This window comes from Pseudoalteromonas sp. NZS100, from assembly GCF_015864815.1.
GTDB classification, from domain to species: Bacteria; Pseudomonadota; Gammaproteobacteria; order Enterobacterales; family Alteromonadaceae; genus Pseudoalteromonas; species Pseudoalteromonas distincta.
The window spans coordinates 21,957-42,298 of sequence record NZ_JADYWM010000013.1 but is presented as its reverse complement, the minus strand read 5'-3'; the positions used below and the strand labels follow the sequence as shown (position 1 = coordinate 42,298).

The window sequence follows — 20,342 nt, the reverse complement described above, 5'->3', positions numbered from 1 at the left end:
TTTTAAAATTTTCCATGATATTTAGTTAGATAGTTAAATGCCACTGAGTCTAGTCAGTGGCATTTAACTATATTACGAATTTAGTATTTATCCATATTTACTTTGCAAAACCACCTAGAGGCTTTAATAGAAGTGGTGACAGTGCAGCATGTTTATCGGTTAGTTCTTTAGGTAAATCACCCAAATGAACCATACGTGTTGGTGTTGCTGCAGCAATCCAACGCTCTGCATGATCATCCCAGTTTTGGATGTGTATGTGCGATGCTTCTAAATCTCTAAAGCGCTCATAAACCATAATATCGCCATCGTCAGACATGTAATATTGATAATTTAGTGTACCAGGCTCTGTTTTTGCACGTTCTACTTGTGAATTCATTACTTCACGAAAGGCATCTAATTGGCCTGGGTTTAGCTTGGCTTCAACAATCCAGCCAAAATTATCAAATGTCGTATCACCGTTTTTGTTAATTTGACTCGTTTGTTCTTCTTCGCGAGAAAAGCCACCAAATGGTTTTAGCCAAAGAGGGCTTAAAGCCGCATGACGCTCACAAACATCGTCAGGTAATTCACCTAAATGCACCATGCGTGTAGGTGCAGCAGCTGCCATCCAACGTGCTGAATGGTCGTCCCAATTTTCAATATGTTCGTGTGAAGAGTCTGCATCAACAAAGCGTTCGTAAACTAAAACATCGCCAGCATCAGACATATAGTATTGATAATTTTTAGTGCCAACTTCATTAAGTGCGCGATTAACTTGTGAATTCATCACCGCTTTAAAGTTTTCAAGTTCACCAGCATTAAGTTTAGCTTCTACTATCCATCCAAAATTTTTAAACATGACTTTCTCTACTTAAATAAATTGCCTCTGTATAAGTGAGGCTAAAAAGTTAAAGGCAATTTCTATCGCCCTAGTTAGCATACCTATCGCTTAATTGGTAAGTGCTTAGATAACGAAGCTAAGTGTACAGAGTATTTAAATATTGATAATAACCGCATTTATTTAATCAGTTTATAGTAAATGTATATAATAGTGGTTAGCCTATTTTGCAGGCCATTTAAATTTTTAAGTTAAAATTGCTTTATAGACGTGTTGTTAAGCTATTTACAAGTACACTTAGTTATATTTTGGGTAAGCTGTTAAGATGCGCCGTCTTAATAATGTAGAAAGGTTATAGAAGTAACATGTCAAAATTTTTCTTTATGGGTAAGCCCGACATAATGGGTAAAAATAACAGTAATGGATTTGCGCCAAATCGTACTGCAAAGGTAGGCACAGAGTTGCACCCGTTAACGCTAATTGTAAACTCAGCTGAACGACAATCAGAAATAGAAGCAATACTAGAAGAGCATTCGCTGTTTGCTTCAATTGAAGTTAAAGCTGAAGTACCAGAAGATATTCGCGAACTAGACTTTGCGCTTAGCAAGTCAAAACCACAAGTATTTGATAAATTACCAGAGCGTAACGCACCTTGTGTATGTGGTAGCGGCAAAAAATATAAGAAGTGTTGCGGTTAGTTTCTTAACAACTAAATATGTAGCCTTTCTTTTTTCATCGGTATTAAACAAAAATGCCACTGACCTTGAGCCAGTGGCATTTTTTAATGTTAACCGATTATATGCTTAACTACTTACGCGGTTCGTAATCAATTCTAAATATAACCGTGTAAAGTACTGGCACTACAATTAGAGTCAAAATTGTAGCAAAGCCTAGACCAAACATAATCGTTACCGCCATTGACTGGAAGAACACGTCAAATAACAGCGGGATCATACCTAAAATAGTGGTTATTGCTGCCATTGCTACAGGGCGCACACGGCTAACACCAGACTCAAACACAGCTTGATAAGGCGATTTACCATCGCGAAGCTCAAGGTTAATTTGGTCGACCAACACAATGCCGTTTTTGATTAACATGCCGCTTAAGCTTAATAAGCCAAGCAATGCCATAAAGCTAAACGGCGCATTCATTATCAACATACCCGCACTTACACCAATAATGGCAAGTGGCACTGTAGCCCAAATAACTAAAGGTTGTTTAAGCGAGTTGAATAACAGTACGGTTACCGCAAACATAGCTAAATAGCCTAATGGCAATGAGCCAAAAATAGCCGATTGCGCATCAGATGACGATTCATATTCGCCGCCCCATTCTAATTTATAACCACGCGGTAGCTCTATTGCTTCTACAGGCCCTCGTATGCGGGCAAATAATTTAGCAGCGGTTTCGTCACCTAAAACGTTTTGATCGGCCATTACCGTTATTGTACGTTTACGGTCGCGGCGCATAATTAGGCTGTCTTCCCATTCAACCACAAATTCGTCAACCACTTGCGTTACTGGCACAAACACACCAAGTACTGGGCTATAAATTTGTAAATCGTGAACGCTTTCTACATTTAAACGTTCATTAGCAGGAGAGCGGGCAATAATAGGTAACAGTTGCGTACCATCTCTGTATACGCCTACTTGTTTTCCAGAGAGGCTAGTAAGCAGCACATCATCAAGGTCAGATTTACTAATACCTAAACGGCGCGCTTTTTGTTCGTTAAACTGCGGGCGAATCATTTTAGTACGCGCACGCCAGTCATCACGAATATTATAAGCCCCTTCATCCTTTGCTATAACGTCTTCTGCTTTAGCTGCAAGTTTTCTAAGAACTACTGGGTCTGGGCCTGTAAAGCGTGCTTCAATTTTAGCATCGGTAGATGGGCCAATTTCCATCGGCTTAATTTTAAGCTCGGCTGAAAGTGGCGTACTTTGTGAGTATTCACGCACCTTTTGCATTACTATAGCAACCGCCTCGCGGTTTTTTACTCTAATAATAAGCTGCCCATAAGAAGAGTACGATTTTTGAGGAGCATAAGTAAGCATAAAGCGCGGCGCACCTTGGCCTGTTGTACTTGTTATTTCCTCAACGAGCTCTTCATTTTGTAAGTAGTTTTCTAGCTTTTTAATGCCATCAAGGGTTGCACGTATATCTGAGCCTTGCTGCTGCCAGTAATCTACATAAAACATTGGCGTGTTAGACGCAGGGAAAAACGACTGCTTAACCGCACCAAAGCCAATTACTGCAGAGCAAAGTAATACAACCATAAGAACAAGAGTTGTTTTACGATAATGCATAGACACATCTAAAAGTGCTTTATAGCCTGTAAAAATAAAGCCTTTGTACGGGTCGTCGTCTTCCTCTTCGCCCTCAGCATTCTTACCTTTTTTAAACTCATCTTGTTTAAACATTAAGTTTGCAAAAAATGGCGTAAGGGTGATGGCGGTGATCCAGCTTAATAAAAGCGATATAAATAACACCCAAAATAAGCTGCCAGCAAATTCACCCGTGGCATCAGAGCTTAATCCAATGGGAGCAAATGCAGTAATACCAATAACTGTCGCGCCTAGTAGTGGCCATTTAGTTTGCTCAACAATATTAACTGCCGCTTTTAACTTAGTTTGGCCACGTTTTAAATTTATTAATATGCCTTCGGTTACTACTATGGCGTTATCTACCAGCATACCTAGGGCAATAATAAGTGCTCCCAGAGAAATACGTTGCAGGTCTATGGCAAACAACTTCATAAATATAAAAGTGCCTAAAACGGTCAGTAATAAAATACCGCCAATTAAAATACCGCTTTTTAAACCCATAAATATAAGCAGTACCACAATTACAATGGCAATAGCCTCTACAAGGCTTACAATAAAGCCATCTACCGATTTTTCTACTTCTTTAGGTTGGTTATATACCGATTCAACATGTATGCCGTGCGGACGCTGGTATTCAAGCTCTGCTAAGTGTTCGTCAATACGTTTACCTACATCAACTACGTTAACCCCGTTCATAAACGACACACCAATTAACAGTGCTTGCTCTGAGTTGTAACGAATAACATTAGTAGGTACTTCGGCGTATTCTCTAAATACTTTTGCTACATCGCCTAAATAAATAAGCTCACTTGCACCAGGTTTTGAAATAAGCAGAGTTTCAAGCTCACTTACATCTTTAAATTCCCCGGTTGGGTGAAAGCGAATAGACTCATCGCCAACACGTATTTTGCCCGCATTAGACACCGTATTTTGCGATTGCAGCAAGCCAAAAATATGGCTTGGGGCTATACCTAGTTGAGCCAATTTACGTGTAGATACTTCAACCATAACTTGTGGTTGTTGCTCACCAGCAATAGTTACTTTACTTACACCTTTAACCAAGACTAGCTCGCGCTTTAAAAAGTCTACGTAGTCTTTAAGCTCGTCATATGAGTAGCCATCACCGGTTACCGAGTACATAACACCGTAAACATCGCCAAAGTCATCTAAAATAGTGCTTGGGTAAACGCCGCTTGGCAGCGAAGGAGAAAGGTCATTAATTTTACGACGCATTTCATCCCAAATTTGGCGCAGCTGCTCTTTTCGATAAGTGCTTTTCATTTCCACCGAAATTTGCGACTTACCATTTGATGAAATAGAGGTCACATAATCAACATAAGGGAGTTGCTGAATCGCATTTTCAATAGGGAAGGTGACTTCCTCCTCGACTTGCTGCGGCGATGCACCCGGGTACATGGTAATAACCATGGCAGTTTTAAGAGTAAACTCAGGGTCTTCTAGTTGGCCTAGGTCAAAATACGACACACTACCGCCAATTAACAGCAGCAGCGCAAACATCCAACTAATTACTTTTTTCTCTATGGAGAGTTGCGCAAAGCTCATAATTATAAGCCTCGCTCTTTATTCCATGGACGTACTTTCATGCCTTCATCTAATGAATGTACACCGGCAGATACAACCATTTGGCCTTCTTTTATGCCGCTAAGTACTTCAATACCATCACGGTGAACTTGCCCTACTTTTACAGCCTGCTTATTAACAACACCTGTTTCTGGGTTGTATAACCACACATACGCGTTATCAGACACGCTTTCTTTTGCTTCTGAAAAAACCGACTCAACAGGTAAAATTGTATACGCTACTTGCGAGCTAGTAACTTTAGATAAATCAATAAATACACGCCCAGTCATACCGGCAAGTAAATTAAAGTCATCAGGTACTGGCAGCGAAAAAACAACTTGGTAGGTCAGGGTGGTTGGATCAGCCTGTGTATCCCACTCTTTTAAATCAAGGGTGTATTCTTTTTTTGCAAAGCCATCAAACACAACGGTAGGGTGGTAATCGGTACCTTTTTTAATGCGCGCTATTATTTTTTCAGGAACTTGGATTTCTACATCCATTAAGTCGCGTGTTTCTAAGCGTAAAATGTTTTGCTTGGCTTGAATGTTTTCAAAGTTTTTAACAAATACTTTAGCCACAGTGCCTGCAAATGGTGCGCGTAATTCACTGTATTCTAGGTTTGTTTCGGCAATTTTAAAGGCAGACTCTGCCACCTGCATATTGGCTAATGCTTCATCGTATTCAGATTGGCTTGCGATTCTTTTTTCAAGTAATTGCTCAATACGACCAAGTTGCGACTTAGCAAGCTCAAAGCGGGCTTTTCTATCATCGTATTGTAATTGAAAGTCTTCTGGGTCGAGCTTTGCCAGTAGCTGACCTTTTTTAACTTCTTCACCTGCTAAAACCGGAAACTCAACAAGCTCACCATTTACTCTAAACGCCAAGTAAGAGCCTTGGTTTGCAACAACCTCAGCAGGAAAGCTGCGAATGTTAGTTTGAGAATCATGACCTATGTTGAATAATTTAACAGGGCGAATGGGCTCTTCTTTAACTTGTTGTTCTGGCTCAGAACAGGCTATTAAGCTTAGTAAAGTCGTAGTTAAAAAACATAGACGAAAGAGTTTCATGTCTTCTCCGTTGCAATGATGGCAAAATAATTAAGTGCAGCATACGCTGCAAACATATAAAATAAAAATCATTAAATTTTAGAAACTCAATAAGTTTTACTTATAATGTTGCAGAGTGCTATATGAAGCTGAATCAATTAATAATTTTAGATGCCATAGTGCAAAGCGCAAGCTTAAGCGGGGCAGCACTAAAGCTACATAAAACGCAGCCAGCGCTTACACTTGCTATTAAAAATCTAGAAGAAAAAATAGGGTTTGAGTTGCTAGACAGAAGTAAGTACCGATTACAGCTTACTGAAAAAGGGCGTATTTTCCACCGCGAGGCGCAGCAACTTCTGCATGCCAACGACGAGCTAGCGCAGCTTGCTAAAGAATTGGCACTCGGTAATGAACCCCAATTTAGAATTTGTTACGAACAACTTTGCCATACGCAGAGTTACAACGAGATCATAAGTAATACTTTTAGATTGTTTACCAGCACCGAATTTAGCTTAACAAGCGGGAAGCGCTTTATTTCGTTAGAGCAAGTAAATAGTGGGCAAGCCGAATTAGGCATTGGTCCGTGGTTTGATTTATTTCATGCGACAGGTGATTTAGAAAGCGTACCTATAGGCAGGCTCGATATTGGCATTGTCAGCGCTAAAGGCGTACTCCCTCAAAAGCTAACCTATAGCGAACTACAAACGTATCCGTGTTTAGCCATGTTTGAAAGTGACTTGAGTATCGACAGTGACAGACTATCGTACTCAAAAGGCTCCGCCATGATGAAAATTGATGATGTATCTACCTTAAAATCGTTTTTACTCTCAGGCGCAGGTTGGGCAATGATGAGCTTAGAGCACTGCGCTCCTGAAATAAAAGCAGGCTTACTTCAAGAAATACACATAACTGACCGAGAGCATAAATTTAGCGCACAAATTAGAGCCTTTAGACAACATGCAGTGCACCACGGCCCTGTAGCGCGCACTATTTGGGAGCAATTTAAAGTACTTAGTGAGGCGTATTTAAATGAACGCTGATATTGATAAAGAAACACTTATTTATACTGTTATCGCAGGCATACCAATAGGTAAAGTGGCAAGCTACGGGCAAGTTGCAGCTCTTGCGGGCTACCCGCAAAACTCACGGTTGGTCGGGCGCTTATTAAAAGTGATGCCAAACGACTCGGTTATACCTTGGCACAGGGTAGTGAATAGCCAAGGTAAAATATCATTCCCTGAAGGTAGCGAAAAATACCAAGAACAACGCGAAAAGTTATTATCAGAAGGCGTACTGTTTAAAAACGACAAAGTGAATATGCGCGAGTGCCGGTGGGAGTGATATGACTATTATTGGCAGGTAAGTGCCATAGCTGACTACGACGACTTAGCCTGTTGTTATGTGCATTTTTGCCAGTGATACTCCATTTGCTTAGCTGTTTGCTCAGCTAAATTTAATGTCGATAGTTCTGACACTAAGTGTAAACTCATATCAATTCCAGCTGATATGCCACCAGAAGTTATATATTTACCTTGAGAGACCCAACGATGATCACTCACAACATTTAATTTCGGGTAGGTCGCACTGAGATCGGCTATATCTTCCCAATGCGTTGTAACTGTTAAACCATTTAGTAAATTAGCTTCAGCTAAAATGAACGATCCTGTACAGACAGATGCGACTCTTTTTGATGTACTAGCAACATTCGAAATCCAAGATATTACAGTAGGCTTTTTAACTTCCCCTGTATGTATACCTCCAACAACTATAAGCACATCAATATTCGGATGCGTCTCAAATGAGAAATGTCCGTGCACTGGAAAACCACCACGAGCTTGTACAACATCAGGTTTTTCAGAAACTAAAAATACATTCCAATTTTTATTGCCTAAACGATTTGCAGTACTTAAAACTTCAAATGGTCCAGAGAAATCAAGAACTTCTGCATCATCGTATATGTATATTCCGATATTCATACTCTGTATACTCCATTACACATAACAATCTTAAAATGCGCTAATCACGAATACTTCTGCTGTTGCCACGCTCATTTTTCTGCTTTAAACTGATAAAGATAAATTTTTATAATATGTGAATTTTGTCATTTTTTAACTCAAATAAGCTCCTTGTTAGTTCAAACATTTAGAAACAGTTTCAAGCTCAATTCCAAGGGCATTAATGTGCCATACGAAGACGGTCAGTAGTTGTAATGTCTGAAGTCATGATTTGACCACTTGTCTTTTTGAGTGCGTCAAACTTAACAAACTTACTGAGTGAATTATTATCAAATCGAGTTTTAACCCTAAGTGCTCCAGTAAATCTATTTTTTGTTTAACTTGTTAGATTTTCAAATTCACCCTCTAGCACTTAACGCGCCATCACTCACCGGAGCTTGGGTGGATGGCCTTATAAAATGTTTCTTTCTGATAAATTAACACGGAAATGACATTAGTACAGTTTTTAGTAAGGGCATATCTGACCTTGCGCAAAATGCTGGAGTTTTATCTTTAAGTGCAGGCACTTTTGACCGCATCCATTTCAATGCATTGTCTTTGTTGTGGTAATAAACCACTGAAGCAACATTAGCATCTCCACCACAGACTTCAGTAAGTTCATCGGAAAACGTACAACTGATGAAGCCTTTTTGGCATAAACTTAAAAACTTTTCCCATGCATCTTGTTCTTGAGACACTCCATCAACCCTCTGTATTTAAGTTCTTCCGAAGTTAAGTAAATTCCGTAGCTAATAGAAATTCACATAACTTACAAATCTTTAATTCAGGAAAATACCTTATCTAGCGAAAAGTAATTTCCAGAAAATATGCACAATTTTGAATTTTGTCCTGCTTTAACAGCTTGTTAGCTATTAAATGACTTTGTAATCATTGGTTGAAAGCGCCAACCCCACATACAAGCATTATTAGCTCTAAAACTCACATAACCTGTTAACTTTTGATTATCTTTGTCTTTTAGTACCACAACATAATTAACTAAACCGTATGGCTCAGTTTTATGTAATTGAACATTTGCATCAATAATTTCAGGGTTCTTGAATTTACTTAGGTCAGCAAACTTGTTTAGCTGCTCATAAACAGCCTCCAAACTTGATAAAGGAGTTCTTTCCGCAATATCAGAGCATAAAAGTTCATGTGCTTTTTTAAAGTTTTTTTGAGTTAAATATAAATCAACAAATTCATGAGCTTTCGCTGTTGTATTAACAATTGATGACTCAAAGAAGGATTTTGCATCAAACACTTCGGCATTTGATTGGAAACTAAATAAAAAGGTCAATAACAATATACGTGATAATTTCACAACTCTCTCTTTGATAGCTAACGCCTCAATCAGAGACAAATAATTGTTGGCTAAAATAAGCGACGCAGGAGCAAAGCCAACTGTTATTTGTCCTGCTTTAACGACTTGTTAGAGTGTTCTATACACTCAGCTAATGGCGCACAAGTAAAAGCTATTTCTTTATTTTTGAATTCATTATCGAAATCTAAATAACTTTAGCAGTATAAAAACTAATTGATTTAAGTAAATCTTTAAACTCTTCATCAGCCCTAGTTTCAGGAGACATATCCGCTATATGAAGAGAACTTTCATCCTTGGTTTTTGAAGGTACGATTATAGTTTTATTGGGCTCTATAACTGATTTCTTGAGCTCCATCCTTGTTGTGACTTCATAATCCTTTTGATTACATCTACCTGTCTCAGGGTAGGTAATTGTCAAATCCTAAATAACCGCAGAGCTTTTACCCCTGTTAGAAAGTGATAAATCTAGTTTATCGTTTTCAAAACTTAAGACTTGGCCCACAATATCTGCATTTTTACTTTCAAATAATTTAACCGCTGTAGAAAAAGCAATTGTAGCTAAGGAAATAACAGACAAAATAACACCAATGTATATTCCGACGCTATTGGCATCCACCTTTTCTTTATGACCACAATGTTTACACACAGTAGCATCATCACGTATTTCTTCATGACACGCTTTACAAGTTGCCATAGTTCTCCATTAACACTCTAACGCTTAACATATGGAGACTTTAGGAGCGCCTTTTCAGCGAGTAAAATTCCCACCATGATGTTTTTGTTAGCTGTCTATTCGGCTATTTGACTTTAGTTTTTTAGTAATAATGTCAATAAGGAGAAAAGCTACACCTGCAAAAACACCGAATACTAGTGCTTCATTTTGTTCTGATATGTACTCTGAAAATATATATAGAAATAAAGCACCTGCTACACCAACAAAAACTCCGACGGCAATAGATTTAAATAGTGACTCCATAACTTGATACTCCTTTAGACTGCTAACATCTTTATCAGAGGACACTTCCCTATTTTAGCGTGAAAACATCCTTATTTTGTGAACTTATATTAATAGCAAATACTATAAGTAATTGCCAACTATAAATATTACTCTTCCTGCGGCTTATATAAACATGTAAAAAAGAGGAACGTTTCCTCTTATTCTTACTAAGTTAATGAAAACTTACCTGAGTGACGGCTTATCGCTCAAACCAGACCATATTAATTGGCTATACCAGCTCAATAAACATAATTACTAATTGAAATATAATGACAAACACACCCAGCAATAACAAATAAGTGCCAAATAGCGTGGCTAAATTGGGTGCTTTTAGCGCTGTAAAAAAAAGTACCTAAACTATAAAAAATGCCGCCGGCAAGTAGCCAGTAAAGTGCTTTTACATCAACACTTGAATAAAGCGGATAAACAATAGCCAGTGCAAACCAGCCCATGAGTAAGTAGGTGGCGAGTGATATTTTTTTATTACCGTTTTTTACAAATACTTTGTACGCAACGCCCGCCAGTGCCACAGTCCATATAAATGTAAGTGTTGCCCATGACCAAGCACCGGTTAATGAGATTAATAAAAAGGGAGTGTAGGTGCCGGCAATTAATAAGTATATGGCGCAGTGATCGCACTTTTTATAAAAGGCTCTTAAGCGCGGTTGAATACTGGCGTGGTACAAAGTGGATGACAAAAACAGCACAAATAGGCTACTGCCATAAATTGCAGTACTAATATACGCTTTAGTGCTGGTGGCTTGGCTAAATAAATCCCACATAACAAATGCGGCAAATACAATACCAAGTGCATGGCTAATTACGTTTAGTTGTTCTTCTTTTTTAGAATAGGGCGCTTCTAACGACATGACAGATCCTACCACTATTTGAATGAATTTTAGTGTACAAGTGTACGCTGAGTTTTTCAATATTATAATTTTTATATAAATATAATAATTTATTATTTTTCATAAAGTTGAAACATCAATTTAACCAATGCGTAATTAATAAGACGTAAAAAAGTCGTAATAGTTCGTTAGATTACTGGTAATTCCTAAAAACAATTAACCGGACGAACAGTGATAAACATGAAAAATAAATTAACAACACGGCCTTTTCTTAAACTTACTAAATTGTCTGTTGCGATGATTTGCGTTACATCAACAAATAGTTTTGCAGATCAAACCATAAATAAAGAACTTGATGAAATAGTGGTTGTTGCTCAAAAGCGTGCGCAATCAATACAAGATGTGCCTGTAACAATAAGTGCCTACGATGGCGACTTTTTAGAAAGCTTAGGTATTGGCGAACTCGACACTTTATCTGAAATAACACCAGGGCTTGTTATTCAAGAGCAAAGCCCTAACAACCCAGGCTTTGTAATTCGTGGTATTACGTCTGATAGTGGGTCGTCTCAATCATCCCCTCGTGTGTCTATTTATTATAACGGAGCAGATGTATCACGCTCTCGTGGCTCATACTTTGAGCTTTTTGATGTAGAAGGGATTGAAGTTGTTAAGGGACCACAAGCAACACTGTTTGGAACAGCAGCTTCTGTGGGGGCTATTAGTGTAGCAACACGTAAACCAGAAAAAGATTTTTCGGCTCAATTAAAAGCATCCGTTGGTAATTACTCGGCCAAAGGTGTTAGTGGCTTTGTAACGGGTGGCAATGATTTATTGCAAGGCCGTGTTGCTTTTACTTATCGTGAACGTGATGGGTTTATAAAAAATATTGCAGGAGATAGTAACTCCCAAAATCCGGCTGGGTTTAAGCAAGATGATATGCATGCTATTGAGCGTTTTTCTTATCGTCCGTCTTTACGTATTACACCTAGTGACGATGTAACGATTGATTTGGTGTATACGTATGAAAAAAATGATGACTCGGGTACATCTTTTAAAAATGGGCTTTATGCACCAACCGGTGGTGATACAAGTCCATATAGCTTTGTTGAAATGCCAGGTAGTCCGTATGCAGAGTCTGTGTTTGGAAAAAAAGACTTAGGTGTGGAGCGCACAGTTAACGATTTAAATTTGACTGTAAATTGGGATGTAAGTAACGATTTAACAATCACCTCAATTACTGCAGGGCGTAATTTTGATTCTTTAGAAGTGTTTGATGCTGATGGTACGCAAGCATGGTTTTTAGAATTTGCAGAAGCTGCTGAGGGCGATCAATTTAGCCAAGAATTACGCGCTGTTTATACGCAGAATAAGTTCACTAGTATTTTTGGTGTGAGTTACTTTGAAGAAGATGGTAGCCAGCGTATTCCATTTAGTACAGAGGAGTCTATATTTTTAAATTGCTTAGGCGTATTGGGTACAGGTGTTCCTTGTATTAATAATGTTGGTAGCGTTAATATTTTAACGCCAGCATTAACAGGTGGTGCAATAAACGAGTTGCCATATTCATTAGAGTTTACAAACTATGGTGAAAACAAAGCGTACTCAGCGTTTGCTGATGTAACTTATGCTGCAACTGAGGCACTGGAGTTAACAGCGGGTCTTCGTTATATAAAAGAAGAAAAGCGCAGTGGTTATAGCTCTGCTGCACCCAATAGTGTTTTGACGCAAGCGCCATTGTTTACGGTTGATACGAATGGTGAAACATTCTATGGCGATGCTGATTATGATGATTGGCTGCCACGTTTTAATGCGCTTTATATAATAAACCCTACTACAAATATGTATGCGACTGTTTCAAAAGGACGTCGTTCGGAAGTACTTGAAGTAAGTTCGGCTAACGACGAACAAGGAAGTGTTGAAGCCTCTATATCAGAAGTTCCAGCGGAAATTATTTGGAACTACGAAACCGGTATTAAAGGTAAAGCACTTGACGGGCGTTTAGATTACTCTGTCGCTGTATTTTATCAAGATTACTCTAACTTTCAGGTTACGTTACAGGATGATGAAGGCGTTGCGTTTTCTGCTGATGCGGGATCTGCCACTAATGTTGGCGCAGAGGCTGAAGTAAGGGCGTTAATTAATAATGAGTTTGAGGTATTTGCCAATGCGGCTTTCCTCGATGCTGAAATAGATGATGATAGTAATAACGGTAACCTCGCAGGTAATAAATTTAGATTACAACCAGAGTGGACATTTAGTACGGGGCTGTTTTATTCAACAGAATTGTCGAACTCACTTAATTTAACGAGCTCTTTAATATATAGCTACCGCTCTGAAGTGTTTTTTGAGCCAGCAAATGCGCCAATATCAGGCTTAGATATTAGCCAACCTGGGCTTGGATTAGTCAGTGCGCGCTTAGGAATTGCAAGTGGTGATGATTGGGCCGTTAGTGTATTTGCCAGTAACTTATTAGATAAAGAGTATTTAGTTGATGCAGGTAATACTGGAGGGGGATTTGGCAATCCAACATTTGTTGCAGGGGCACCTCGTTTTGTTGGTATTGAGTTAACTCTCGGGTTTGGCGGACAATAATACATTTAACTACTTGATATTTTAATTGAGCCACTGCAAAGTGGCTTTTTTATGTGATCACGTTAAAGTGAATTTATATTAGGTAAAAATGAAACAAGATCTAAAAGCTGCTTTACTTACCGCCATTGTTTATCCTGGAGCGGGGCATTTTTCTTTAAAAAAACACCTTATAGGCGCTATTTTTGCGGGTGTATTCTCTGTTCTTTTAATTTTAACCTTTCAAGATATATTTGCGATTGCACAGTGTACTGCAAATGAAATTGTAAACGGAAAAATCCCCATGTCGGTTACGGCCATTTTAAAAGCCGCGCAACAACCATCTAACGCCTGCGCTCAGCTCGCTGAATATAAGTACGTACCTTTAATGATTATAATTTGGGTGCTGAGCATAGCCGATGCATATCGTTTGGGCAGAAAAGCGCTGCCCACTAAAAAATAAGCCAGTTAATCAGAACTCGGTTTGGTTGGCTTATTAATTTTCTTCCCGCATATTTATCCCTGATATTTAGCTATTATTGATGGCGGTAATAATTATTATTACTGCTTTTTCCATTTTTATACATATTTTTTGTAACCGAGATTTTCGCCTGCACCATGTAAACATCGTGTAAATTCCTGTATATACCCAGTAAAATCCTCAAACCTCGTTAAATCGCTCACTTGTTGATATTTAGTTAATTAAAATCCTTTTCCTTGTACCTTTTTATTCATTTAATGTTAATAAATAAATGGTACTTTCCGCTCGCCAAATTAACTTTGTTTAACTATTAAGTATTGGTTTGGTGTCAATTTATTACGTCAGACGATGACGACTGATAATTTCAATTTAAGGAAATACGATGAATAACAGTTCAAATAATCACAAAAGAAAGGATTTTAAAGTGGCGAGCTTATCGTTAGCTTTATTATTAGGATGCTCAACTATGGCCAATGCTGCTGTTGAGAAGTTAACGGTGAGTGGGAATCAAATTCTTGCAGGTGGAGAAAACACAAGCTTTGCAGGACCTAGCCTATTTTGGAGTAACACCGGTTGGGGCGCTGAAAAGTTTTATACAGCACAAACAGTAGCAAAGGCAAAAACTGAATTTAATGCAACATTAATTCGTGCAGCTATTGGTCATGGTACGAGTACTGGTGGTAGTTTGAACTCTGATTGGGAGGGCAATATGAGCCGTCTTGATACTGTTGTAAACGCAGCTATTAGCGAAGATATGTACGTTATTATTGATTTTCATAGCCATGAAGCACATACCTATCAGGCGACTGCAGTTCGCTTTTTTGAAGACGTAGCTACCAAATATGGGCAGTACGACAATGTTATTTATGAAATTTATAACGAGCCGTTACAAATTTCATGGGCTAACGATATTAAGCCTTACGCAGAAACAGTTATTGATAAAATTAGAGCAATCGATCCTGATAACTTAATTGTGGTTGGTACGCCTACGTGGTCGCAAGATGTTGATGTGGCATCACAAAACCCGATAGATCGCGCCAATATTGCTTACACTCTGCATTTTTATGCTGGCACGCATGGTCAATCGTATCGAAATAAAGCACAAACAGCACTCGATAACGGCATTGCACTATTTGCTACAGAGTGGGGAACAGTTAATGCTGATGGCAATGGTGGTGTTAATGCTAATGAAACTGATGCATGGATGGCATTTTTTAAAACAAACAATATTAGCCACGCTAACTGGGCTTTAAATGATAAAAACGAAGGTGCTTCGTTATTTACTCCAGGCGGTAGTTGGAATTCATTAACCGCGTCAGGCACTAAAGTTAAAGAGATCATTCAAGGTTGGGGTGGTAGTACGGTTGCTTTAGACTCTGATGGCGATGGTATAAGTGACAGCCTTGATCAGTGCGATAATACTCCCGCAGGTACAACGGTTGATAGTATTGGTTGTGAGGTAACTGACAGCGATGGCGATGGTATTAGCGATAGTGTTGATCAATGCCCTAATACACCTGTAGGTGAAACTGTTAATAATGTAGGTTGCGTTGTTGAAGTAGTTGAACCACAAAGCGATGCGGATAACGATGGAGTGAATGATGATATTGATCAGTGCCCAGATACACCCGCTGGTACAAGTGTTGATACAAACGGATGCAGTGTTGTAAGTTCAACAGATTGTAATGGTATTAATGCATATCCTAATTGGGTAAAAAAAGATTATTCGGCCGGTCCGTTTACTCACAATAAAACCGACGATAAAATGCAATATCAAGGTAATGCATACAGCGCAAATTGGTATACAAACAGCATTCCAGGAAGTGATGCTTCGTGGACGCTTATCTATAGCTGTAGTTAAGCGCGTTAAATAAAATATGTGAAGAAGGTAAATAATACATTTACCTTCTTTTTAAAAGTATTAGCCTTTATAAACACTTTGGTGTTGATCAGTGATGTTGTAGCTAGGGGAGTTTATGTTATCTATATAGCGCCAATCGGTTGTGATTTGCTCTTTAGTAATAGTCAGTAACATATATCCACGGTGTGATAAGTCACAATAGTTTAAGTCGTTTATTAACAATGAAAGCGAGTCAGCCATTTGCTTTGCTTGTACTGTATTAAGCGCTAAATAATGCTCCATCCCCGGGGATGTAACACCAGGCGTTGCAAATTCTACTCCTACGCTTTCGCCTTTTGCATTTTTTAATGTGCCATGCCACGCATTGTGCGTATCACCTGCAACCACGACTAACTTTTTATTTAATGCAGCAACGCTTTTGTATAATGCTTCGCGCTCGCTTGGGTAACCATCCCACGCATCTAAATTATAAGGCATTAAAGTATTTACGCGTGCAAGTTGTGCGGGTGTTACCGCTTTATTAGCTAACACGGCTTTTTTAATGGTAACAAGCTCTTTTAACACCTGAGGTATTTTAGTGCGATCGGATTGCGAGAATATTTCAGTAGGTAGCCACATTTTAGTCATCAATACTTGCTGGCCCAATACTTGCCATTTTGCATTTGATTTAGTTATTGCACTGGTGAGCCAGTTTAGTTGTGTGTTACCTAGTAACTGCCTTTTTGGATTATTTAAATCACTGGCAAAGCGAGCAACATCCATTTGTTTGGTCTCTAGGTTTTTATAGTCGCTGTAAGCGAGTTGTTTATCGCGTGCTATTACGCGCGTATCTAGCATGTGCAAGCTTATTAAATTACCAAAATCAAAGGTGCGGTATATTTGCGGGCTTTGTTCGCCCATTGGCGGCCTAATTGGCAGCCATTCGTAATAGGCTTGAATAGCTGCTGCACGGCGCTTAAAAAAGTCACCTTCATCAGGGGTATGATTTTCAGCACCACTTTTATAGGTATCGTTGGTAACTTCGTGATCATCCCATATTGCGATAAAAGGCGCTGCAGCGTGAAGAGCTTGAAGGCCTTGGTCTGTTCTGTAAATTGCATAACGTTTGCGGTAGTCGCTTAGGGTAATAATTTCACCGCTGTTATCAGCTGCTAATGGGCGGTCAATTTTTTCAGCATTTTCGGTAGCGTATCCGCCCATTGGGTATTCGTAAATGTAATCACCCAAATGCAGTACTACATCTAAATCTTTTTGTTTAGCGGCATCGGTGTAGGCATTAAAGTACCCAGCAGGGTAGTTTGAGCACGACACAACAGCCATTTTTATTTGTTCAACATTGTTTATTGGTAGTGTTTTAGCACGGCCAATTGGGCTTTGTGTATTTAAACCCACAAATCGATAAAAGTACTCTGTGTTTGGAGCAAGTTCTTGCACATCTATTTTTATTGTAAAGTCTCGGCTTTTATCTGTTTGTTCGCGCCCGCTGCGAATAATGTTTTTAAATTGAGAGTCACTTGCCAGTTCCCAAGCAACAGTAACTTCAAAATTTGATTGAAAAGTGGTTGCACGTGTCCAAATTATTAAAGCATTACTGAGCGGATCGCCACTGGCTACACCGTGTTTAAATTCAATAGCTGATAGAGGTTTGTTTGTTAATGTTTGAGCACAACCTGTAATGGCACTCGATACTGCGACGGTAAATATACTTGCTGCTGAGGTTTTTAAAAAATTTCGACGTGATGAAAGGGTCATACTGCACTTTTTGAATTATTTATAGTGGTGTGCACTTTAGCGGGTAGATATGACGTTTTTATAAACGCTAAATGTATTTAGTGTGACGGTATTAATACATTTAAACCCTTTTATTTATTAACTAAAAAGTAGTCAAAAAATTAAATTAAATGGTTAAATTAACAAGGTATGAATTTTTTAAATTGAAGTATTGCATGTAAAGCTGTTTAATAACAGTTGCTTACGATTTATTTTTATGTTGGCACAACCCTTGAGTATGTAACTACGTCTAAACAATACACAAACAAGGAATACCATTATGAAACATTCAATTAAAATCGCTATGGCAAGTTTATTAGTATTAGGTTCTGCGCAAGTACACGCAACAGAAGTGGACCTAGATGTAACTGATATATTAACTCAAAGTGTAGCAAGCTACGTAAAGCAAACCACAATCGAGCTTGAAAAATCACTAAAGGAAACGCTTTATTTTGATGCTAAAACTGTTTTAGAGGGTTTATTAGATGAGCCCGTTTTAACACATAGCACAACGCCTAAAAATACTGACACTAGTATTAAAAACGCAAAATAAATTATTTAAAGGATTAAAACGATGAGCAGTGAACTTGGATTATTTGCATTAATGTTAGCACCCGTAGTCAGTATGATTAGCGCTTATTACTCGGTTCAAGTGTTTAAAGCTATGGGAGGTTGGTTTAATCTTTAGCCAATTATATAGCTGGTAATTAATTCGATTCATACAAAGCTGATCGACTTAGCAAAAGCGCACGTAAATAAAGGCAGAGTGTTTGAAAGAAGTAGACTTTATGAAACGTGCGATTTTTCCATTACCCATTTTTATGTTACCAGAAGGCTATACGCGATTACGCATATTTGAGCCTCGCTATTTAAATATGGTTAAAACCGCATTAAAAAACAATACAGGGTTTGTGCTTTGTACATTTGAGCACGACACGCCATTTAATATAAGCGCGCAAGGTTGCCTTGTTGATATTATTGATTTTGACCAAGACGACAACGATGTATTATTAATCGATGTGTTTGCTTCTCAAAGTGTTCAAATAAATGATGTTTATCAAGACGAGGACGAACTGCGACATGGTTTGGTATCTTCTTGTAATACGCCATATTGGTATAAGGATTCTAACAACTCAGTTGGCGAACATGACTTATTGCATGATGCGCTTTTAAACGTGTTTAAAAGTAATCCGGAACTTAATTTACTGTACAAAAAAACTCACTTTGACAAACTTCCTTGGATTGCAGCTCGTTGGCTTGAGCTCCTACCTATTTCTATTGAGAAAAAACAGCAACTTGCGTTTGAAACGAACTTTGATAACTTACTGAATTTCCTCCATACTGTGATTAATAACGAATTTGCCTAAATTTTATGATCCTAAATTAATTATTGCCCGTATTACTTAATACAAAAGCAATAACGGGATAAATTATTATGGTAAGTCAACAACAATCACCACGTTGTGAACCTAATACAGGTAAGTACACTGCCATGCCAGAAACGCCGAGTAAAGAACTCATGCAAGCGCTTATAGATGTTGCACAGTCACGCGATAAAAAAGCATTTTCCTATTTATTTGAATACTTTGCGCCAAAAATTAAACGCTTTGGAATTAAGCAATTTGGTGTTGAAGCTCAAGCAATGGAGCTTGTGCAAGAGACGTTAACATCTGTTTGGCGTAAAGCACATTTGTATCACAGTGATAAAGGTGCGGCTACTACGTGGGTTTATACCGTTATGCGTAACGCTTCATTCGATATGCTTCGTAAAATGAAAAGCAATAAAGAAGAAAATATAAGCGAAGATATTTGGCCGTTATTAAACGAATCACAAGATACACATCACGAATACAGTGATCATTTAGAAGATAAACAAATTAAACGTTATTTAGATAAATTACCTATTGCTCAACGCGAAGTGGTAAGGGGCGTTTATTTTCAAGACATGTCGCAAGAGCAACTTGCACATCAACTTAATATTCCAGTAGGCACGGTAAAATCACGATTACGTTTGGCCTTGCAAAAATTACGTAATGAAATGGGAGATCAGCATGATTAAACATCACCCGAGTGAAACTTTACTGACACAGTATTGCGATGCATCACTTGCTACATCATTGAGTTTAGCCGTTTCTATACATGTAGATATGTGCCCTGTGTGCCAAGCTAAAGTAGCTAAAATTGAGGCAAGCAACGCAAACGCATTATTTAGCGAAGAGCCAGCGCAATATGAGAAACCTCAAGCTGAGCAACCTGAGTTACTTGAAGAATTTGAATTGAATGTGCTTGATATGATCACGTCTGATGATTCTATCGACGAAGTTTATGAAGTAGAGCCTGTTTCTATTAAAGTTAATGAGCATAACTATCAGCTTCCACGTGCGCTAACGCGTATTTCTCACAGTAAATTTACCCAAGTGGGTAAGCTTGCTAGATCGCGTATTGCACTTGATGATGGCCCATTACGCTCTAGCTTGTTACATATTGATGCTGGTGGTGAAATACCAGAACACACGCACACTGGCTTTGAAGTTACTTTACTCCTAGATGGCGAGTTTAGTGATGAAGAAGGAAAATATGTACCAGGTGACTTTATATGGCAAGATGGTAGCCACCAACATACTCCTTTAACAAAAGATGGTTGTTTGTGCTTTACAGTTGTCAGTAGTGCGCTACATTTTAATAAGGGCTTCAGCAAGTTACTAAATCCAATAGGTAATTTGATTTACTAAG

General features: G+C 38.5%; 20 protein-coding genes. 10 read left to right on the top strand and 10 right to left on the bottom strand.

All coding sequences use genetic code 11. The features are described 5' to 3' along the window. Positions 1-97: 97 nt before the first annotated feature. The gene (locus I6E69_RS13840) at positions 98-838 is read right to left on the bottom strand and encodes a putative quinol monooxygenase (protein WP_197121457.1); all 741 of its coding nucleotides are present in this window, start codon (positions 836-838) and stop codon (positions 98-100) included. Positions 839-1,182: 344 nt separating this feature from the next. Between I6E69_RS13840 and I6E69_RS13835 the strand changes: the two genes are divergently transcribed. Beyond that, complete coding sequence (locus I6E69_RS13835; protein ID WP_197121456.1) at positions 1,183-1,515, top strand: PBPRA1643 family SWIM/SEC-C metal-binding motif protein; 333 nt, start codon at positions 1,183-1,185, stop codon at positions 1,513-1,515. Positions 1,516-1,624: 109 nt separating this feature from the next. Here the strand turns inward: I6E69_RS13835 and I6E69_RS13830 are convergent, their stop codons facing one another. Further along, complete coding sequence (locus I6E69_RS13830) at positions 1,625-4,705, bottom strand: efflux RND transporter permease subunit (protein ID WP_197121455.1); 3,081 nt, start codon at positions 4,703-4,705, stop codon at positions 1,625-1,627. 2 nt (positions 4,706-4,707) lie between these two features. After that, complete coding sequence (locus I6E69_RS13825; RefSeq protein WP_039487629.1) at positions 4,708-5,790, bottom strand: efflux RND transporter periplasmic adaptor subunit; 1,083 nt, start codon at positions 5,788-5,790, stop codon at positions 4,708-4,710. 122 nt (positions 5,791-5,912) lie between these two features. Between I6E69_RS13825 and I6E69_RS13820 the strand changes: the two genes are divergently transcribed. Next, positions 5,913-6,809 carry a LysR family transcriptional regulator gene (locus I6E69_RS13820; protein ID WP_002958590.1) on the top strand — a complete coding sequence of 299 codons (897 nt, stop codon included), beginning with the start codon at positions 5,913-5,915 and terminating at the stop codon, positions 6,807-6,809. Then, the gene (locus tag I6E69_RS13815) at positions 6,799-7,110 is read left to right on the top strand and encodes an MGMT family protein (RefSeq protein ID WP_149603666.1); all 312 of its coding nucleotides are present in this window, start codon (positions 6,799-6,801) and stop codon (positions 7,108-7,110) included. Before I6E69_RS13820 ends, I6E69_RS13815 begins: the two co-directional genes overlap by 11 nt. Positions 7,111-7,166: 56 nt before the next feature. On the opposite strand, the gene I6E69_RS13810 is transcribed toward I6E69_RS13815, so the two are convergent. From I6E69_RS13810 to I6E69_RS13785, 6 genes are all read right to left on the bottom strand, one after another. Then, complete coding sequence (locus I6E69_RS13810; protein ID WP_197121454.1) at positions 7,167-7,745, bottom strand: DJ-1/PfpI family protein; 579 nt, start codon at positions 7,743-7,745, stop codon at positions 7,167-7,169. A 455-nt stretch (positions 7,746-8,200) separates the two neighbouring features. Next, positions 8,201-8,461: a hypothetical protein gene (locus I6E69_RS13805; protein WP_138490446.1), complete on the bottom strand. Its 261-nt coding sequence runs from the start codon at positions 8,459-8,461 to the stop codon at positions 8,201-8,203. A gap of 167 nt (positions 8,462-8,628) precedes the next feature. Next, positions 8,629-9,084, bottom strand: a complete 456-nt coding sequence (locus I6E69_RS13800) for a hypothetical protein (RefSeq protein ID WP_197121453.1) — start codon at positions 9,082-9,084, stop codon at positions 8,629-8,631. 421 nt (positions 9,085-9,505) lie between these two features. Continuing rightward, complete coding sequence (locus I6E69_RS13795; RefSeq protein WP_197121452.1) at positions 9,506-9,778, bottom strand: zinc ribbon domain-containing protein; 273 nt, start codon at positions 9,776-9,778, stop codon at positions 9,506-9,508. Between the two features lie 87 nt (positions 9,779-9,865). After that, positions 9,866-10,060 (bottom strand): hypothetical protein, encoded by a 195-nt coding sequence (locus tag I6E69_RS13790; protein ID WP_039487643.1) that lies wholly within the window; start codon positions 10,058-10,060, stop codon positions 9,866-9,868. Between the two features lie 260 nt (positions 10,061-10,320). Next, positions 10,321-10,950: a hemolysin III family protein gene (locus tag I6E69_RS13785; protein WP_197121451.1), complete on the bottom strand. Its 630-nt coding sequence runs from the start codon at positions 10,948-10,950 to the stop codon at positions 10,321-10,323. Positions 10,951-11,169: 219 nt separating this feature from the next. Here I6E69_RS13785 and I6E69_RS13780 point away from each other — a divergent pair, with 219 nt between their 5' ends. From I6E69_RS13780 to I6E69_RS13770, 3 genes are all read left to right on the top strand, one after another. Next, entirely contained in the window at positions 11,170-13,521 is a 2,352-nt protein-coding gene (locus I6E69_RS13780; RefSeq protein WP_197121450.1) for a TonB-dependent receptor, read from the top strand. 88 nt (positions 13,522-13,609) lie between these two features. Continuing rightward, positions 13,610-13,960, top strand: coding sequence for a hypothetical protein (locus I6E69_RS13775; RefSeq protein ID WP_002962450.1), 351 nt, complete (start codon positions 13,610-13,612; stop codon positions 13,958-13,960). 400 nt (positions 13,961-14,360) lie between these two features. Then, positions 14,361-15,839, top strand: a complete 1,479-nt coding sequence (locus I6E69_RS13770; RefSeq protein WP_197121449.1) for a cellulase family glycosylhydrolase — start codon at positions 14,361-14,363, stop codon at positions 15,837-15,839. A 60-nt stretch (positions 15,840-15,899) separates the two neighbouring features. On the opposite strand, the gene I6E69_RS13765 is transcribed toward I6E69_RS13770, so the two are convergent. After that, positions 15,900-17,591: an alkaline phosphatase gene (locus tag I6E69_RS13765; protein WP_197121448.1), complete on the bottom strand. Its 1,692-nt coding sequence runs from the start codon at positions 17,589-17,591 to the stop codon at positions 15,900-15,902. A 298-nt stretch (positions 17,592-17,889) separates the two neighbouring features. On the opposite strand from I6E69_RS13765, the gene I6E69_RS13760 reads away from it, so the two are divergent. The 4 genes from I6E69_RS13760 (at position 17,890) to I6E69_RS13745 (ending at position 20,341) form a co-directional block, all read left to right on the top strand. Then, a complete protein-coding gene (locus I6E69_RS13760; protein ID WP_002962453.1) occupies positions 17,890-18,162 on the top strand; it encodes a hypothetical protein in 273 nt (90 codons plus the stop codon). Positions 18,163-18,397: 235 nt separating this feature from the next. Continuing rightward, complete coding sequence (locus I6E69_RS13755) at positions 18,398-18,976, top strand: LON peptidase substrate-binding domain-containing protein (protein ID WP_024596915.1); 579 nt, start codon at positions 18,398-18,400, stop codon at positions 18,974-18,976. Between the two features lie 68 nt (positions 18,977-19,044). Further along, the gene (locus I6E69_RS13750; RefSeq protein WP_002962457.1) at positions 19,045-19,668 is read left to right on the top strand and encodes a sigma-70 family RNA polymerase sigma factor; all 624 of its coding nucleotides are present in this window, start codon (positions 19,045-19,047) and stop codon (positions 19,666-19,668) included. Further along, positions 19,661-20,341: a ChrR family anti-sigma-E factor gene (locus tag I6E69_RS13745; protein ID WP_002962459.1), complete on the top strand. Its 681-nt coding sequence runs from the start codon at positions 19,661-19,663 to the stop codon at positions 20,339-20,341. Before I6E69_RS13750 ends, I6E69_RS13745 begins: the two co-directional genes overlap by 8 nt. Position 20,342 lies beyond the last annotated feature (1 nt).

Bases quoted from the DNA above. Each gene is read 5' to 3' on its own strand.
- I6E69_RS13780 (WP_197121450.1), top strand. From the start codon at position 11,170: ATGAAAAATAAATTAACAACACGGCCTTTTCTTAAACTTACTAAATTG.
- I6E69_RS13755 (WP_024596915.1), top strand. From the start codon at position 18,398: ATGAAACGTGCGATTTTTCCATTACCCATTTTTATGTTACCAGAAGGC.
- I6E69_RS13830 (WP_197121455.1), bottom strand. From the start codon at position 4,705: ATGAGCTTTGCGCAACTCTCCATAGAGAAAAAAGTAATTAGTTGGATG.
- I6E69_RS13750 (WP_002962457.1), top strand. From the start codon at position 19,045: ATGGTAAGTCAACAACAATCACCACGTTGTGAACCTAATACAGGTAAG.
- I6E69_RS13810 (WP_197121454.1), bottom strand. From the start codon at position 7,745: ATGAATATCGGAATATACATATACGATGATGCAGAAGTTCTTGATTTC.
- I6E69_RS13745 (WP_002962459.1), top strand. From the start codon at position 19,661: ATGATTAAACATCACCCGAGTGAAACTTTACTGACACAGTATTGCGAT.
- I6E69_RS13775 (WP_002962450.1), top strand. From the start codon at position 13,610: ATGAAACAAGATCTAAAAGCTGCTTTACTTACCGCCATTGTTTATCCT.
- I6E69_RS13760 (WP_002962453.1), top strand. From the start codon at position 17,890: ATGAAACATTCAATTAAAATCGCTATGGCAAGTTTATTAGTATTAGGT.
- I6E69_RS13785 (WP_197121451.1), bottom strand. From the start codon at position 10,950: ATGTCGTTAGAAGCGCCCTATTCTAAAAAAGAAGAACAACTAAACGTA.
- I6E69_RS13815 (WP_149603666.1), top strand. From the start codon at position 6,799: ATGAACGCTGATATTGATAAAGAAACACTTATTTATACTGTTATCGCA.
- I6E69_RS13835 (WP_197121456.1), top strand. From the start codon at position 1,183: ATGTCAAAATTTTTCTTTATGGGTAAGCCCGACATAATGGGTAAAAAT.
- I6E69_RS13795 (WP_197121452.1), bottom strand. From the start codon at position 9,778: ATGGCAACTTGTAAAGCGTGTCATGAAGAAATACGTGATGATGCTACT.
- I6E69_RS13820 (WP_002958590.1), top strand. From the start codon at position 5,913: ATGAAGCTGAATCAATTAATAATTTTAGATGCCATAGTGCAAAGCGCA.
- I6E69_RS13840 (WP_197121457.1), bottom strand. From the start codon at position 838: ATGTTTAAAAATTTTGGATGGATAGTAGAAGCTAAACTTAATGCTGGT.
- I6E69_RS13825 (WP_039487629.1), bottom strand. From the start codon at position 5,790: ATGAAACTCTTTCGTCTATGTTTTTTAACTACGACTTTACTAAGCTTA.
- I6E69_RS13765 (WP_197121448.1), bottom strand. From the start codon at position 17,591: ATGACCCTTTCATCACGTCGAAATTTTTTAAAAACCTCAGCAGCAAGT.
- I6E69_RS13790 (WP_039487643.1), bottom strand. From the start codon at position 10,060: ATGGAGTCACTATTTAAATCTATTGCCGTCGGAGTTTTTGTTGGTGTA.
- I6E69_RS13770 (WP_197121449.1), top strand. From the start codon at position 14,361: ATGAATAACAGTTCAAATAATCACAAAAGAAAGGATTTTAAAGTGGCG.